Raw genomic sequence first — 14,109 nt, 5'->3', positions numbered from 1 at the left:
AAAAGTGTGCAACTTCTTATTGCAATTTAGAATCTCTAAATAAAGCATAGATTTCTGCACACAAAACAGGCAGCACATTCGCTGCCTGTTTTTTTATTCCATATGCTTATTACAATCTGCGCATAACAACTCCTTGCGTAGTATCATCCCACAAAAGCTCCAGCTGCAAATCCGTGAAATATCTTCTCTGCATGCCGAAGGTAGCTTCCGGAGGCATATATTCATATTGGCTGAGCAGAATAAAACGTCCGCTGCCATCCGTATTAATCTTGGTCACAATTTGCCGCCATTGGTCAATGGCATAGCCGTTTTTAGCCAAATCTTCCAAGGCTACATATGTCACCCATTGTCCGTTTTCCTTACCGATAAGCCAATAACCGCAGTTCTGCTCATGAGCACCGATAGTGGCATTTATTTCAAAAAATATATTTTCGGGATTGGCGGTAAAAACATCCCGCACCCTATAGCCAACCATTCCATTCTCCGCAGGAACGAAGGTCTTATAAACATCTTTGGTATTTTTGTTCATCAGCTGCAGAGTGCCGTCATCAGCAAGGAAGAATTGCACGCCTTTCTCCTCATCACTGATTTCCAGTTCTCTGCTGTTCATATAGAGAAATGTTCCGTCATCAGCAGTCAGAAATTCCGCTGCCCGAACCTTGGGAGCATCTGCAAGCAAGCACAGAATGCAAAGTAAAAATAAAGCTAAGCAGGAAAACAATTTCTTACCTATACGCATATTCATCAACCTCCTAAAGTAGTTTCTGTCATTATAATTATAGCAACAAGAAACTCGTTTTCCCCCACCCCAAAGCATGATTTCAGGTAGGACGGAAGAAGTTTTCTTGTGCTGACAAGCAAATTTCCCAAAGCTCAAATTAAAAAGCTGCAGCTTGCTCCCGTACTCAGGAGCATAGCTGCAGCTTTTGCTTTTATTCTACTATTATAACAGAACTGCTCTCTTGTGCTTTACACCAGTTCCTCTCTGGACTCATGAATCTTCTTCAAAAGCTCCTTACCGGCAATACCCGGTCTAGTCATTTCCGCAGGAGCAAGGATAACATCCAAGTCCTCTTTGCTCAGCACCTTGCGTTCAATAAGCAGGTCCTTAATGTTTCTGTTGGTTGCCAACGCCTCCTTCGCCAGAACGGAGCAGGTTTCGTAACCGATATGCGGCAGCAACGCCGTAACAATGCCCACGCTCTTATCCAGCCATTCCGCGCATTGGGCACGGTTAGCCTTAATTCCGTCTACGCAGCGGGTGCGCAGAGTATTAACGGCATTGGTCAGGAAACGTAAGGAATTGAAAATATTGTAAGCCATAACAGGCTCCATAACATTAAGCTGGAACTGGCCGTTTTCTACGCCAAAGGCCACAGCCAAATCGTTGGCAATTACCTGATAGCAGGTCTGATCCACTACCTCGGGGATAACGGGGTTAACCTTACCCGGCATGATAGAGGAACCGGGCTGACGCGGCGGCAACGTAATTTCGCAGAAGCCTGCCCTCGGACCGGAGGCCATCAGACGCAGGTCATTGGAAATTTTAATCAGCGAAAGTGCCGATGTTTTCAAACTGGAGGATAAATCGGTGAAGATATCGGTGTTACTGGTAGCATCAACAAGATTGTCCGCGGTAGTGAAGCTCTCGCCGGTAACAAGCGTAAGCTGTTCGCAAACCTCTTTGATATATTCGGGATCGGCATTCAGGCCGGTGCCGACTGCTGTTGCGCCCATATTCATGGTGTGTAGCAGCTCACAGCTGCGGCGAATGTAGTTACTGCGTCTGCGCATGGAAGAAGCAAAAGCTTTAAACTCCAGTCCTAAGGTAATAGGCACAGCATCCTGCAGATGGGTACGGCCGATTTTCAGCACATCCTTGAATTCCTCGCCCTTCTTATCAAAGGAATCCGCCAGGTTTTCCAAGGCAATAATAAGCTGTTCAGCGCGCATCAGAGCGCAGACACGGATGGATGTAGGAATAACATCGTTAGTGGACTGCGACATATTGGCATGGTTATTAGGACTGATATAATTATAATCGCCGCGCGGACGGCCGAGAATTTCCAAAGCACGGTTGCAGATTACTTCGTTCGTATTCATATTGAAGGATGTTCCGGCACCGCCCTGAATCGGATCGGTCGGGAACTGGTCGTTCAGCTTGCCGCTGATGATATCATCGCAGGCCTGCACCATAGCATTGCCGATTTTTTCATCCAAAAGACCGATTTTCATATTGGCCAAGGCCGCAGCCTTTTTGACCATACCCAAGGCTTTGATAAAAAGCGGATCGGCAGTATAGCCTGTAATCTGGAAGTTTTCCATGGCACGCATGGTCTGTACACCATAATATGCATTATCAGGAATTTCTAATTCACCTAAAAAGTCGTGTTCTTTACGCATAATACATTTGCCTCCTTCTTCAAAAGCGTGCAAAAGCTGCTTTTAATCGAAATCTGTATTATGTATACATAATACATTCAAGCTACCATTCTGTCAAGCATATTATTGCGAATTTTGAGAAATTTACTTACAAAAAAGAACTGCCTTAAGACGCTAAGCTTAAGGCAGCTCAAAATAATCTGCTTTAGATAAAATCTACCAGTCCGTTCTCCAGATGATACATAGCACCGATAACGCGCAGGCCTTCCTGATGCTCAACCTTTTGAATCTCCAAGCTTGCTTCGATTTCCGCTTCACAGCTTTTGACATTCAGGCAGGCAGCCTTATACGGGTCGCACTCGTCGCCAATCGCTGCTTTGATTTTATCCGTAATAAATTTGATATAACCCTCCAGATCATGATTGATTGCAGTATGCACCGCACCGCAATGCGTATGCCCCATAACAACAATCAACGGCGCCCCCAGATGACTGGCAGCGTATTCAATACTGCCCAGCTGATGCTCATCAATCACATTACCGGCAATACCGATAACAAACAGCTCGCCGATACCTGTCATAAAAATATTCTCCGGAATCACGCGGGAATCAGAGCAGGTAATAATAATCGCGTAAGGCTTCTGACCGTTAACCAAGGTATCTGTTCTCTTTGCCTGCGAAATGTCCTCGCTGTTGACCATGGCATCAATATATCTGGCATTGCCTGCTTTTAATTTTTCTAAGGCTTTTGCCGGTGTTGTTGTTATATGCTTAATCATAAAATCGCCCCTCTTAGAACATGCTTTGCAAAAAAAATCACTCGGTAATCGCTATCTTGATAACTCCGTCTAATCTGTTTTCGAAAATGCGGTAAGCTTCCTCGATATCCGCCAGCTTGAAGCGATGCGTAATCAGCGGCGTAGTATCAATTTTGCCTTCTTCAATCAGGTGCAGAATCTCCGCACAGTCGCAGCCATCCACGCCACCGGTTTTGAAAATAAGATTTTTGCCGTACATATCGGGCAAAGGCAGGCTCTGCGCTTCATCGTAGAGCGCCACAACCGTTACGATAGCGTTCGGACGCGCGCATTTCCACGCGAGCTGGAAGGTGTCGCGACCGCCGGCAACCTCCAGAACAACGTCCGCACCGCCATGGTCGGAATGCTCCTTAACAAAGGCTTCGCATTCCTCAGGCTCGCAAAGCAGTACATCGGGATAATGCTTTCTGACAAACTCCGCTCTGGCTGCATCTTTTTCGCAGATGATGATGCGCTTCGGCTGCTTCAGCATAACACACAGCAGGGTGCAGATACCCGTCGGTCCCGCACCGATAATCAGCACCGTATCCTCCTCGGTGATTTCCGAAATGCGTGTTGCCCAAAAGCCGGTAGCAAGAATATCACCTACAAAAAGTGCCTGCTCATCGGTAACGCTGTCGGTAATTTTGTTCAACCCCTGGTCAGCATAGGGCACGCGCACAAATTCCGCCTGTCCGCCGTCAATGCGGCAGCCAAGCGCCCAGCCGCCATGAGGATCGGTGCAGTTGTTGACAAAGCCCTTCTTGCAGAAGAAGCATTCGCCGCAGAACGTTTCTACGTTTACCGTCACGCGGTCACCGGGCTTCACGGTTTTTACGTCGGCGCCGACCGCTTCCACCACGCCAACCATTTCATGGCCCACGGTAATTCCCGGCACAGCACGCGGTACCGAGCCATGCTTAATATGCAAATCACTGGTGCAGATGCTTCCCAAGGTTACGCGCACGAGAGCATCACGCGCAGAAACAAGCTGCGGCTTGGCCTTTTCCTGCAGAGCAAACTTTCCGTGTTCAATATAAGTCAATGCCTTCATAAATTTGCAGGCCTTCTTTCTCTATTTTTGCTTCAATAAAGCTTATATCGCTTCCCTCATTATATCATAATATTGACGCTGTGAATAATGACATAAGCAACATGTCACGCAGTACTACCTTCGCTGTTAAATTCAATAAGCTTTCTAAATAAAGAAATCACAACTTTTTCGCTGATAAAAATGCCGGAATGTGTTAAAATATTAGTTAGATTTTTTAGGAGGCTTTATCCATAATGCATCAATATCTCTTTTTTATCGGCGATTTTCCCATACGCATGTATGGTCTGATGCTCTGTACAGCAATTTTTCTGGCCACCGGCACTGCCTACTTTTTGGCTAAGCAGGACGGACGCTGGCACGAGCACATTTTAGACATCGGTATCTACGGCGGCTTCGCAGGCCTCATCGGCGGCAGGCTGTGGGATGTTTTCTTCTTCGACTGGGATTACTACAGTCATCATCTTCTGGAAATCCCCTTCGTCTGGCAGGGAGGCATGGCCGTGCAGGGCGGTATGCTGGCAGGCATTGCTGCCGGCATTGTTTACTGCAAGCTGCATAACATCGACTGGGTAGCCTTGGCGGATATCGTTTCGCCTTCTCTGCTTATCGGCCAGTCCATCGGACGCATGGCCAACCTGCTCAACGGTGACGCCTTCGGCACACCTACCGGCGGCAGCTTCGGTATTCTGTACCCGGAAGGTACTCTGGCCTACAAAACCTACGGCCCTGTCCCCCTGTGGCCGGCGGAGGTCTGGGAAGGTCAGCTGGATATCGTAATCTTTGCCCTGCTGCTTTTATTCCGCACCACCAAGCATGCACGCGGTCAAGCTTTATGTATGTACGCCATGCTTTATTCCGTAGTCCGCTTCTTTTTGGAAATGCTGCGCGGTGACTATGCCGAACCCTGGATGTTCGGACTGAAGTCCGCTCAGGCAACCAGCTTAGGCTTCTTCCTCGTTGCCTTAGGCTTCTTCATTTACTGCGGTTGGCTAGAAAAACATCAGCCTGTTGCCAAAGAAAAAGCTGTCGGCAAAAAATCTAAAAAATAATTGCAAAAAAGTGTTGACAAGAAGCGAACTTTTCGCTATAATATCATTGTTGCTTGAAACAACAGCAACGCTGATGTGACTCTGTAGCTCAGTTGGATAGAGCGTTTGACTACGAATCAAAAGGTCGCAGGTTCGAATCCTGCCAGGGCCACCAAATGAAACTAAACTCTGTAACTTTGGTTACAGAGTTTTTTTGTTTTTGCGTACAAAATATATTCTTCCGCTAACCGGTACTCACCCGCTTGTTAGCTCTACCATTCAGTCTTATAATAAAGATATATAATCAAAACCGTGAGGTAGACCTATGAACGTAAAATATTCTACAATAGCCTGCATCATCCTGGCGTCCGGCGTAGGCCGCCGCTTCGGTGTCAACAAGCTGCTGACAGCCATCGACGGAGCGCCCATGCTGCAGCACATCCTTGATATCAGCCAAGGACTTTTCGCCAAGCGTATCGTTGTTACACGCCATAAGGAGGTTGCGGATATCTGCGCGCAGCAGCAAATCCCCTGCCTGCTCCACGACAAGCCCTATCTGAGCGATACCGTGCGCCTGGGCACAGCTTATATAGAACAGCACCTGCCTCAGGCCGAAGGCCTGCTTTTCGCCGTTGCCGACCAACCGCTTTTACAACAGGCTTCGCTCATCCGCCTCACCGAAAGCTTTTTAGCGCAACCGCAAAAAATCCATCGCCTGTATTACGAAGAAACTCCCGGTAACCCCATCATCTTCCCTGCAAAATTTGCCGACGAGCTGCAGCAGCTGCCGCAGGACAAAGGTGGTTCCGTACTGACAAAAAAATATCCTGAACTGGTAGTAAAAGTACCGGTTCAGGATATCAACGAGCTGCTGGATATCGACACCCAGCAGGATAAAATTACGCTTGAGCGTCTTCGCCCCTATTCAGAATAACATTCAGCAGAATTGCTACAAAGGCTGCCGGAACGATACCGGATTCACCGAACATCATGCGCATAGCCTCCGGGCAGTGTGCCAGAATGCCGGGTGTAGCGCCCATGCCATAGCCAACGCCTAAAGCAACGGAAATAATCGTCAGGCTGCGCGGGTTAAGCTTCTCTTTAGTAACCAGCTGAATACCGCTGACAACAATCGAGGAGAACATCATTACGGCAGCGCCGCCCAGAACGGATTGCGGCATAATGGAAACCAAAGCGCCCAGCTTAGGAATCAGGCCGCAGAGAATCAAAAATACCGCACCGGTTGCCAAAGCAAAACGGTTAACAATCTTCGTCATCGCAACCAGACCGACATTCTGAGAGAAGGAAGTATTGGGCAGTACGCCGAAGACAGCAGCAATAGCAGAGCCGATGCCGTCACAAATAACGCCGCCGGACAATTCCTTGTCCGTAGCTTCACGGTTCAGACCGCTTTCAACAACGGCGGAAATATCACCGACAGTTTCAACCGCAGTAACAACAAACATAATCAATACAGGCATAATAGCACGCATATCAAATACGATATCAACAGGCATAAGCTGAGGCACAGCGAACCAGGAGGCGTTCGCTACCTTGTCCCAATGCAGTACCCAGGATTTGGTGTATTCCACTCCGTCAGGCGTAACTGCAGTTGTAGGCAGTACAAAGCCCATGAAAATAGCAGCAATGTAACCGGCGATAATACCAAGCAGAATGGAAGAAGAACTCAAAAAGCCCTTGGTGCCATGCTTGAAGAAAAGAATAACGCAAAGCACAAACAAGCCAAGCAGCAGGTTTTCAATAGAACCGAAATCCCTCGTCTTGAAGCCGCCGCCAAAGGAATTGATACCTACGGAAATCAGCGACAGACCGATGGACAGTACAACAGTACCGCAGACAACAGGCGGAAAGAAACGGCGGATACGCTTGAGCACCAGACCAAGCACTGCTTCAAAAACACCGCCGATAATCGAAGCACCCATAATAGCGCCATAGGCGACAACACCGCTTCCCAAGGTTGCAACGATACCGGCAAATACGCCGATAAAGCCGGAGCTTGTACCCATGATAATGGGCACCTTGCCACCGCAGGGACCAACGGAATATAATTGCAACAGAGTTACCAGACCTGCAACAATCATCGCATTCTGAATCAAAACAACCTGCAGCTGTTCAAAACCGGCACCGCCGACAATGCCGCAGGCACCACCAATAATCAGAACCGGTGTAAGATTGCCGACAAACATAGCCAAAACATGCTGCAGACCTAAAGGAATAGCCGAGCTCAAAGACAGCTTGCCTTCAAACTTATAAGCTTCCTCAGACAGTTTAACAAACTTAGACATATAAGCACCCCTTCATTTTTCATGCATATATTTTATCGCATATCAGGCAATATTGTAAAGAAAATTACAGAGAAAATCCGTATAAATTTTATCAGATAGCCTTTTTCGTTCGCAATTCAAAAGAGAAATATAAAAATGAGCACCGACGACGTACTTTTGCTACGTCGAGATGCTCATTTTTATATAGATAAAGTATGTGGTACATTCCCCTTTACTCATCAGCAGAACGCAGAGAAGGTACCAGAACGCTTTACTATTTAAACAGAACACGAAGAAAATATTTGATACCTTTACCATTAAACAGAACGCGAAGAAGGTATCAGAGACGAAGAAGGAGGCCCGACGGCGTACTCCCGTTACGTCAAAGGCCTCCTGATGAAAGTATATGATGCATTATACTTTATAATCAACAGAACGCGGAGAAAGTACCGGAGACGAAGAGAGAGGGCCGACGACGTACTACTGCTACGTCGAGGCCCTCTCGATAAAGTATACGGTGCTTTATACGCGTTCTGCCCTAGTTTGGATTAATTGTGCTGCAATACTCACCGCAATCTCCGCCGGCGTCTCACTGCCTATGTCGATGCCGATGGGCATAATAACACGCGCGAGCTGCTGCTCGCTGTAACCGTCCGCCAACAAAGCGGCTCTGGCCATGGCTGCTTTATTTTTACTGCCCATAATGCCGATATAACCCACAGGCGTAGTCAACAGATAGCGCTCCACATTGGCGTCATGCACGTGACCGCGCGTCATAACTACCGCATAATCCTTTGCCGTCAGGCTGCAAACCTCCTGCAGCTTAGTAAAATCAACCTGCTGTACATGCTCCGCCTGCGGAAAGGCCGCCGCATCCGCAAACTCCGCCCTGTCATCCAGCACGATGCATTTAAACCCGAGATGACTCAAAAGCGGCACCAGCTCACACGCAACATGACCTGCGCCAAAAACATAAACCGAACCGTCATAATCATAGTGCTCCGCATAATAAGCGCAGCCATCTATATTGATTACACCTCTGCGACCTGCAAGCTGCAGGTCTTTTTTTATTTGCGGCAGTGCATTGCCTTCACCCAAAGGCAGTAAAAACCACCAGGGAGCACGCTGCTTCATTGCACTAAGAGCTTCCTCTGGCAAGTCCCCCGTTTCTTCCCCCACAGGCAGGTAGCAGAACTGCACCTGGCAACTGCCGCCGCAGGCCATGCCTACTGCCGGAGAAAGGTCAAATGTTTTGACAAAGCTGCCGCCACCGCAGCGCAGACGCTGCTGTGCCAGCTGCTGCGCCGCATATTCCATACCGCCGCCGCCGATGGTTCCGTAAAGCAAACCCTTTTCTCCGACCAGCATATAGGCGCCGCTGGTGCGCGGAGTAGAGCCTTCACTCTCAATCAATGCAACAAGATAGCAAGGCTGCGAATCCAAAGCCTGCGCCTGTATTTTTTTCATTAAATCCTTCATTTTTGTTTCTCCTGTGCATAACGGCAGACTAATTCCAGAACGCTGCCGGCAATGCAGCGTGCCTTATCCGAAATCGTAAAGCAGTTGGCCAGTTCTTCTTTACGTGGGTCGATATCGGCAATTTTAAAGCCCTTGGTAACAGCAAAGCCATCGCGAATCATGCCGCGAATCAGACCGGACAGTGTTGCCTTTACCGCCACCTGATTACTGCCGTCGGTAATAGTTGCAATAGTTTCGCCCTTTTCCACAATGCTGCCAATGTCATGAACAACGTACAGAACACCTGCGCAGGGTGCGTGCAACACACGCTCCTTGCTATAGCCTGCGATATTACCGGGCACGCCGCTGTTAGGTGCAGCACTGGCGTTGCGGATAATGCGTCCCAGGTTATGACCGCGCTTCGTTTCTACAATTACGTCGGCATCTGCGCCCACGCTGAAGCCGGGGCCTAAAGCAATAACAAGCGGTGCCATTGTACTGCTTGTACCAAGATTACGCTTGGCAATAATCGCATCAATCACAATATCAGGCGCAAAAGCATGCACACTATCCGCTGCTTCATCAACCAACACCGGTACTTCATCATGCTCCCAGACAGCATCTGCCTCCGCAAGAGAGCTTATCAGCCTTGCAGTCAGGCCTTCTACCTGAGCGCTGCCCTGATACACCGCTTCGCACAGCGCTACCTGTCGACGAATCGCCGCAGGCTTAGCACATTCCAGCACTAAAACTTTGAAGCCTGCTCCCCACAAGCGATGGATAACGCCTGTTGCCAAGTCACCGCCACCGCGTACAATAATCTTAAGCATTTGTTATTCTCCCCTTTCACGAAGCCATATTCTATGCTCGTCCATTCCTGCACCCACTAACAGCCGAAGCATTTCCTCCTGTTGCGCTGCTTTTAGCAGGTCGCATTTATTCAAGACAATATAATAAGCGCGTACGACGACACTTTTGCGTGTCCCCTGCTCCGAAAGCAGCAGCGAAGCAAGCATTTGCGCATCAATGATTTTTTCTGCGCTGCAGCATAAAAGCTCTGCCGCCAGCTGTGGACGCTGGCAAGCCTGCTGCAGCGAATTGCCTAAAGCATCCATACCGGCAACAGCAAGCACTATGTCACTGTCAGGCAAAATTACAGGCTCATACTCCGCAGGCACCTTGCAGGGATGATGTCTGGAACCATCGGCCTCACACAAAATTACGTCAGCCTGCAGCTTCAGTGCTTCATACACGCTTTGCGGCGGTAACGTCAGCTTACCGGTAGCAAACTCCGGTGTACCGATAACGGCATAACGCCCCTGCTGCCACAAATTTTGCACCGCAGGCACATCGCCAGCAAAGCTGCCATCTGCAGGGCACAGGATATGCGTACTCGTCAGCACCAGTACCCTGCGTCCGCAGGCTGCCCAAGCCGCTGCCAGCTCGTACATAACCGTCGTTTTACCACCACCGCCGACAAGGCAGATATTATGTTTCTTTCCGTCAGTAAAAAAATCAAAAGGACAGTGCGCCATCAGCTTCACCTCGCAAAAATGTACTTATATTATATCACACTCACTAAAAAAGGCTGTCGCTTGCCTGCGACAGCCTTCAATAACATTAGCCTTTATTTGCCTTGAGCAACAGCAGCGATAACTTCTTCAGTCAGATCCTTGCCGCCGAATACAACAGCACCTGCATCAACTACATTAGCAATGCCATGAGCTTTTGCAACCTGGCCGATAGTTTTGCGGATTTTTTCGCGGATAGGATTCAGCAGGGAAGCTTCCTTCTTATCTACCTGAGCGGATAATTTTTCGCCCAGTTCACGTCTGCCCTTGTCATCAAGGTTCGGAGCCTTTTGGTTGAATTCATTTTCAGCCTTTTGGCGCTCCAGATTGATAGCGCTCATAGTAGTCTGAATATCAGGATAGCTGCGGAAAACACGTTCAACATTTACATAACCCAAATCTTCCGCAAAAGCACTGGTTGCGCAAGCTAAAGCCATAACCAAAGCCATAATCAAAGTCAATAAGCTCTTTTTCATTAAAACAGTAACCTCTCTTCTTAAGATTTTGATACTAATATTATCTTACACTATTTCCTATAGAAAAGCAAGCTGTTTATAATTGGCCGCTCTGCCACGTACGTTTGCGCAACGGCGGTGCAGGATAAGCCTTGCGGCTTGTTTTGAGCCCCTGCCGCACAAGGCATTCCGCCAGCGCCACAGGTGCCACCGCCGGGTCAACAACAGGAACGCCCAGACGCTCACTGAGCGGGTGCGCCAAACCTAAAAAGGATAAGCAACCCAAAAGCAGTACCTGCACTCTGCCTACCGCCAGCAAATTTTTGCCGGCTTCCGTAAGCAGGTCCAGAACCCGCTCACGCTCTGCCCACAAATCGACACCACGGGCCTCAATACCACCAATTGCAGCAATACGCGCAGAATCAACACCGCATTGAGCAACAAAAAGCTGCTTTTCCGCATAGCGTGTCGTATCTGCCAGCAAAAGCCCGGCCTGCCTGCCTACCAGCGGTGCCAGAAGACAGCTAGCCTGACCGCCGCCCACTACAGGTATGCTCACCACCTCACGGCAGGCATCCACCGCGGGGTCACTGAAGCAGTACAGCACGACTGCGTCATAGCCTTCGCTTTCCGCACGCACAGCCATTTTGATAATCTCGGGCGCAGCAAGCGCAGCATCCAGAGCAGAATCAATTTCGATATGATTTTCAACAAGGCACTCCATGTGCAGCTCCACATCCGGACCTACATGCACACTGAGCAGATGACAGCGTGCTGCCATCTGCTCAGGAGTAACCCCAAAGTCAGGATTAATTATAAATATTTTCATTAGTGTATCCTTATACCAAAACAGAAGCAAGGAACTTCTTCGCACGTTCCGTTTTCGGATGATTGAATACTTCATCCGGCGTACCGCTTTCAATCAGGTACCCGCCGTCCATGAAATAAACTGTATCCGATACGTCCTTGGCAAAACCCATTTCATGGGTAACAAGAACCATGGTTATACCGGTATTGGCAAGCTGCTTGATAACATCCAGTACCTCCTTGACCATTTCCGGATCAAGTGCGGAGGTAGGCTCATCCAAAAGCAGTACCTTCGGCTCCATCGCCAAAGCACGCGCAATCGCTACACGCTGCTTCTGGCCGCCGCTCAGACGGCTGGGATATTCATTGGCTTTATCGGAAAGATTGACCTTAGCCAACAGCTTCATAGCCTTTTCCTTGGCCTCCTGCTTGGACAGACCGTTTACTACACGGGGAGCGTAGGTCATATTTTCCAGAACAGTCATATTAGCAAAAAGATTAAAATGCTGGAACACCATGCAGGCATTCTTGCGGATATCTTCAATTTTAATTTTGGAATTTACGATGTCCTTACCTTCGAATAAAATCGCTCCGCCGGTAGGCTGCTCCAACAGATTGATACAACGCAGCAGCGTAGATTTTCCTGAACCGGAAGAACCGATAATGGTCACAACCTCACCTTTTTTTATTGTCAGGGAAACATCCTTAAGGACCTCTAAATTGCCAAAGCTTTTAGACAGGTGTTGAATCTCAATCACTGACGCGCACCTTCTTTTCTAACAAACCGCCCAAAAAGTTCAGGGCCATAACCAAAACATAATAAACAGCAGCAGCTACGATAAAGGCTTCAAACGCACGGAAGGTTTTTGCCTGAATCAGATCCGCCCAACGCAGCGTATCGGCAACACCGATAACGGAAACAAGGCTGGAATCCTTCAGCAGCATAATGCTTTCGTTTACCAAGGAAGGCAAAGCATTCTTAATAGCCTGCGGCAGAATAATATCCAGCAGGAAACGATGCTTAGGCACGCCCAAGGACATTGCTCCCTCCCACTGACCTTTGTCGACAGCAAGAATACCGCCGCGCAGTGCTTCGGAAATATATGCGGCACTGTTCAGGCCAAAGGAAAGCACGCCTGCCTCCAAAGCGGAAATAGTATAGCTCGTCAGCTGCGGTGTTGCAAAGTAAATCAGCATCAGCTGTACTAAAAGCGGCGTTCCGCGGAATACAGATATATAAATCTTCGCCAGGAAGGAAAGTACTCTGTTCTTGGACAATGTTATCAGCGCGAGGATAAAGCCTCCGAAAAAGCCCATAATTGTAGAAAAGAAAGTAAATTTAAGCGTAATCCAGACAGCGGTTGCCAAAAGCGGTATATAAGGTTCCAGAACGGAAAAATCTAACATCTGCTCAATTCACCTCTTACAGCTTTGCAATATCCAGCTTTTCAATTGCAGCTTCGTATTCTTTAGTGCCTTCTTCACCCAGATGAGCTACGAGAATTTTGTGCAGCTCGCCATTGGTGCGCATTTCTTTCAGGATTTCGTTGATTTTTTCAACATCCTTGGAATCCTTCGGCAAAGCGATAGCAAAGGTATCGTCTTTCACTACAGCTCCTTGCAGAACGTGCAGCTCAAGATCAGGATTTTGTTTTACGAAAACAGCAGCTTGGGAAGAATCGAACAGACCTGCAGCCAGACGGCCGTTTTTAATATCCTGAACAACCAGCGGAGTGGTATCCATTTCAACAACTTCGATACCGCCGACAGCCTTCAGCTCTTTAGCATAGGTAGTACCCATAGAAGCACCGGCTTTTTTACCCTTCAGTTTATCCATAGCGTCATAGCCTGCACCCTTTTTGCAGAGAATAGCCTTCATCGGGAAATAATAAGGCTTGGAGAAGGATACAACCTTTTCACGCTCGGAAGTCGGAGAAATTGCAGAAATAATAACATCAGCACGGCCGCTTTGCAAAGTCGGCACCAAAGAAGCAAATTTCATATCGGTGAATTCGATTTTCTTGTTCATCTTCTTGGCGATGTAGTGAGCAATATCAATATCGACACCCTGATAATCCTTGGTGCCTTCCTTTACGGATTCAAACGGCGGGAAGGTGGAGTTGATAGCAACAACCCATTTGTCAGCCTTGCCTGCATCAGCTGCAGCATCTTTTTTCTCGCCACCGCAGCCTACCAGCATCATAGCCAGCATTGCTGTTGCCAGGAAAGCAAAAATACTTTTCATTTTAAATTTTTTCATTAGAAAAACCCCT

At 48.2% G+C, this 14,109-nt stretch carries 15 protein-coding genes and 1 tRNA gene; 3 read left to right on the top strand and 13 right to left on the bottom strand.

Going from position 1 to position 14,109, the window contains the following annotated elements; genetic code table 11:
- Positions 1 to 109: 109 nt before the first annotated feature.
- From HMPREF9443_RS08720 to HMPREF9443_RS08705, 4 genes are all read right to left on the bottom strand, one after another.
- Entirely contained in the window at positions 110 to 739 is a 630-nt protein-coding gene (locus HMPREF9443_RS08720) for a hypothetical protein (protein ID WP_040565378.1), read from the bottom strand.
- 230 nt (positions 740 to 969) lie between these two features.
- Positions 970 to 2,403 (bottom strand): aspartate ammonia-lyase, encoded by a 1,434-nt coding sequence (locus HMPREF9443_RS08715; RefSeq protein ID WP_009146231.1) that lies wholly within the window; start codon positions 2,401 to 2,403, stop codon positions 970 to 972.
- Positions 2,404 to 2,587: 184 nt separating this feature from the next.
- Positions 2,588 to 3,160 carry a carbonic anhydrase gene (locus HMPREF9443_RS08710; RefSeq protein WP_009146230.1) on the bottom strand — a complete coding sequence of 191 codons (573 nt, stop codon included), beginning with the start codon at positions 3,158 to 3,160 and terminating at the stop codon, positions 2,588 to 2,590.
- A gap of 37 nt (positions 3,161 to 3,197) precedes the next feature.
- A complete protein-coding gene (locus HMPREF9443_RS08705; RefSeq protein ID WP_009146229.1) occupies positions 3,198 to 4,232 on the bottom strand; it encodes an alcohol dehydrogenase in 1,035 nt (344 codons plus the stop codon).
- 233 nt (positions 4,233 to 4,465) lie between these two features.
- Between HMPREF9443_RS08705 and lgt the strand changes: the two genes are divergently transcribed.
- From lgt to HMPREF9443_RS08690, 3 genes are all read left to right on the top strand, one after another.
- Complete coding sequence (gene lgt / locus HMPREF9443_RS08700; RefSeq protein WP_009146228.1) at positions 4,466 to 5,281, top strand: prolipoprotein diacylglyceryl transferase; 816 nt, start codon at positions 4,466 to 4,468, stop codon at positions 5,279 to 5,281.
- A gap of 77 nt (positions 5,282 to 5,358) precedes the next feature.
- A tRNA-Arg gene (locus tag HMPREF9443_RS08695) sits at positions 5,359 to 5,435 on the top strand.
- A gap of 150 nt (positions 5,436 to 5,585) precedes the next feature.
- Complete coding sequence (locus HMPREF9443_RS08690; protein ID WP_009146227.1) at positions 5,586 to 6,194, top strand: nucleotidyltransferase family protein; 609 nt, start codon at positions 5,586 to 5,588, stop codon at positions 6,192 to 6,194.
- On the opposite strand, the gene HMPREF9443_RS08685 is transcribed toward HMPREF9443_RS08690, so the two are convergent.
- The 9 genes from HMPREF9443_RS08685 to HMPREF9443_RS08645 all read right to left on the bottom strand — a co-directional run bounded on the left by HMPREF9443_RS08685 (position 6,160) and on the right by HMPREF9443_RS08645 (position 14,096).
- Positions 6,160 to 7,566, bottom strand: a complete 1,407-nt coding sequence (locus HMPREF9443_RS08685) for a uracil-xanthine permease family protein (protein WP_009146226.1) — start codon at positions 7,564 to 7,566, stop codon at positions 6,160 to 6,162. The two genes, HMPREF9443_RS08690 and HMPREF9443_RS08685, sit on opposite strands and share 35 nt — an antisense overlap.
- A gap of 501 nt (positions 7,567 to 8,067) precedes the next feature.
- Positions 8,068 to 9,024: an XdhC family protein gene (locus tag HMPREF9443_RS08680; protein ID WP_009146225.1), complete on the bottom strand. Its 957-nt coding sequence runs from the start codon at positions 9,022 to 9,024 to the stop codon at positions 8,068 to 8,070.
- Positions 9,021 to 9,833 (bottom strand): selenium-dependent molybdenum cofactor biosynthesis protein YqeB, encoded by an 813-nt coding sequence (gene yqeB / locus HMPREF9443_RS08675; RefSeq protein ID WP_009146224.1) that lies wholly within the window; start codon positions 9,831 to 9,833, stop codon positions 9,021 to 9,023. The genes HMPREF9443_RS08680 and yqeB overlap by 4 nt, the downstream gene beginning before the upstream one ends.
- Before the next feature lie 3 nt (positions 9,834 to 9,836).
- Positions 9,837 to 10,538 carry a selenium cofactor biosynthesis protein YqeC gene (gene yqeC, locus HMPREF9443_RS08670; RefSeq protein WP_009146223.1) on the bottom strand — a complete coding sequence of 234 codons (702 nt, stop codon included), beginning with the start codon at positions 10,536 to 10,538 and terminating at the stop codon, positions 9,837 to 9,839.
- Between the two features lie 92 nt (positions 10,539 to 10,630).
- Complete coding sequence (locus tag HMPREF9443_RS08665) at positions 10,631 to 11,050, bottom strand: OmpH/Skp family outer membrane protein (protein ID WP_009146222.1); 420 nt, start codon at positions 11,048 to 11,050, stop codon at positions 10,631 to 10,633.
- A gap of 76 nt (positions 11,051 to 11,126) precedes the next feature.
- Positions 11,127 to 11,858, bottom strand: coding sequence for an aspartate/glutamate racemase family protein (locus tag HMPREF9443_RS08660; protein ID WP_009146221.1), 732 nt, complete (start codon positions 11,856 to 11,858; stop codon positions 11,127 to 11,129).
- Between the two features lie 10 nt (positions 11,859 to 11,868).
- Positions 11,869 to 12,594, bottom strand: coding sequence for an amino acid ABC transporter ATP-binding protein (locus HMPREF9443_RS08655; protein WP_009146220.1), 726 nt, complete (start codon positions 12,592 to 12,594; stop codon positions 11,869 to 11,871).
- Complete coding sequence (locus HMPREF9443_RS08650) at positions 12,587 to 13,243, bottom strand: amino acid ABC transporter permease (protein WP_009146219.1); 657 nt, start codon at positions 13,241 to 13,243, stop codon at positions 12,587 to 12,589. Before HMPREF9443_RS08650 ends, HMPREF9443_RS08655 begins: the two co-directional genes overlap by 8 nt.
- Before the next feature lie 16 nt (positions 13,244 to 13,259).
- Positions 13,260 to 14,096, bottom strand: a complete 837-nt coding sequence (locus HMPREF9443_RS08645; RefSeq protein WP_009146218.1) for an ABC transporter substrate-binding protein — start codon at positions 14,094 to 14,096, stop codon at positions 13,260 to 13,262.
- Between the last annotated feature and the right edge of the window lie 13 nt (positions 14,097 to 14,109).

The sequence above is a fragment of the Phascolarctobacterium succinatutens YIT 12067 genome, from assembly GCF_000188175.1.
Classification (GTDB): domain Bacteria; phylum Bacillota; class Negativicutes; order Acidaminococcales; family Acidaminococcaceae; genus Phascolarctobacterium_A; species Phascolarctobacterium_A succinatutens.
This window is presented reverse-complemented; position numbering and strand designations above follow the sequence as displayed.

Excerpts from the sequence above, each read along its gene's own strand:
- HMPREF9443_RS08720 (WP_040565378.1), bottom strand. The coding sequence starts at position 739 with ATGCGTATAGGTAAGAAATTGTTTTCCTGCTTAGCTTTATTTTTACTT.
- HMPREF9443_RS08715 (WP_009146231.1), bottom strand. The coding sequence starts at position 2,403 with ATGCGTAAAGAACACGACTTTTTAGGTGAATTAGAAATTCCTGATAAT.
- HMPREF9443_RS08710 (WP_009146230.1), bottom strand. The coding sequence starts at position 3,160 with ATGATTAAGCATATAACAACAACACCGGCAAAAGCCTTAGAAAAATTA.
- HMPREF9443_RS08705 (WP_009146229.1), bottom strand. The coding sequence starts at position 4,232 with ATGAAGGCATTGACTTATATTGAACACGGAAAGTTTGCTCTGCAGGAA.
- lgt (WP_009146228.1), top strand. The coding sequence starts at position 4,466 with ATGCATCAATATCTCTTTTTTATCGGCGATTTTCCCATACGCATGTAT.
- HMPREF9443_RS08690 (WP_009146227.1), top strand. The coding sequence starts at position 5,586 with ATGAACGTAAAATATTCTACAATAGCCTGCATCATCCTGGCGTCCGGC.
- HMPREF9443_RS08685 (WP_009146226.1), bottom strand. The coding sequence starts at position 7,566 with ATGTCTAAGTTTGTTAAACTGTCTGAGGAAGCTTATAAGTTTGAAGGC.
- HMPREF9443_RS08680 (WP_009146225.1), bottom strand. The coding sequence starts at position 9,024 with ATGAAGGATTTAATGAAAAAAATACAGGCGCAGGCTTTGGATTCGCAG.
- yqeB (WP_009146224.1), bottom strand. The coding sequence starts at position 9,833 with ATGCTTAAGATTATTGTACGCGGTGGCGGTGACTTGGCAACAGGCGTT.
- yqeC (WP_009146223.1), bottom strand. The coding sequence starts at position 10,538 with ATGGCGCACTGTCCTTTTGATTTTTTTACTGACGGAAAGAAACATAAT.
- HMPREF9443_RS08665 (WP_009146222.1), bottom strand. The coding sequence starts at position 11,050 with ATGAAAAAGAGCTTATTGACTTTGATTATGGCTTTGGTTATGGCTTTA.
- HMPREF9443_RS08660 (WP_009146221.1), bottom strand. The coding sequence starts at position 11,858 with ATGAAAATATTTATAATTAATCCTGACTTTGGGGTTACTCCTGAGCAG.
- HMPREF9443_RS08650 (WP_009146219.1), bottom strand. The coding sequence starts at position 13,243 with ATGTTAGATTTTTCCGTTCTGGAACCTTATATACCGCTTTTGGCAACC.
- HMPREF9443_RS08645 (WP_009146218.1), bottom strand. The coding sequence starts at position 14,096 with ATGAAAAAATTTAAAATGAAAAGTATTTTTGCTTTCCTGGCAACAGCA.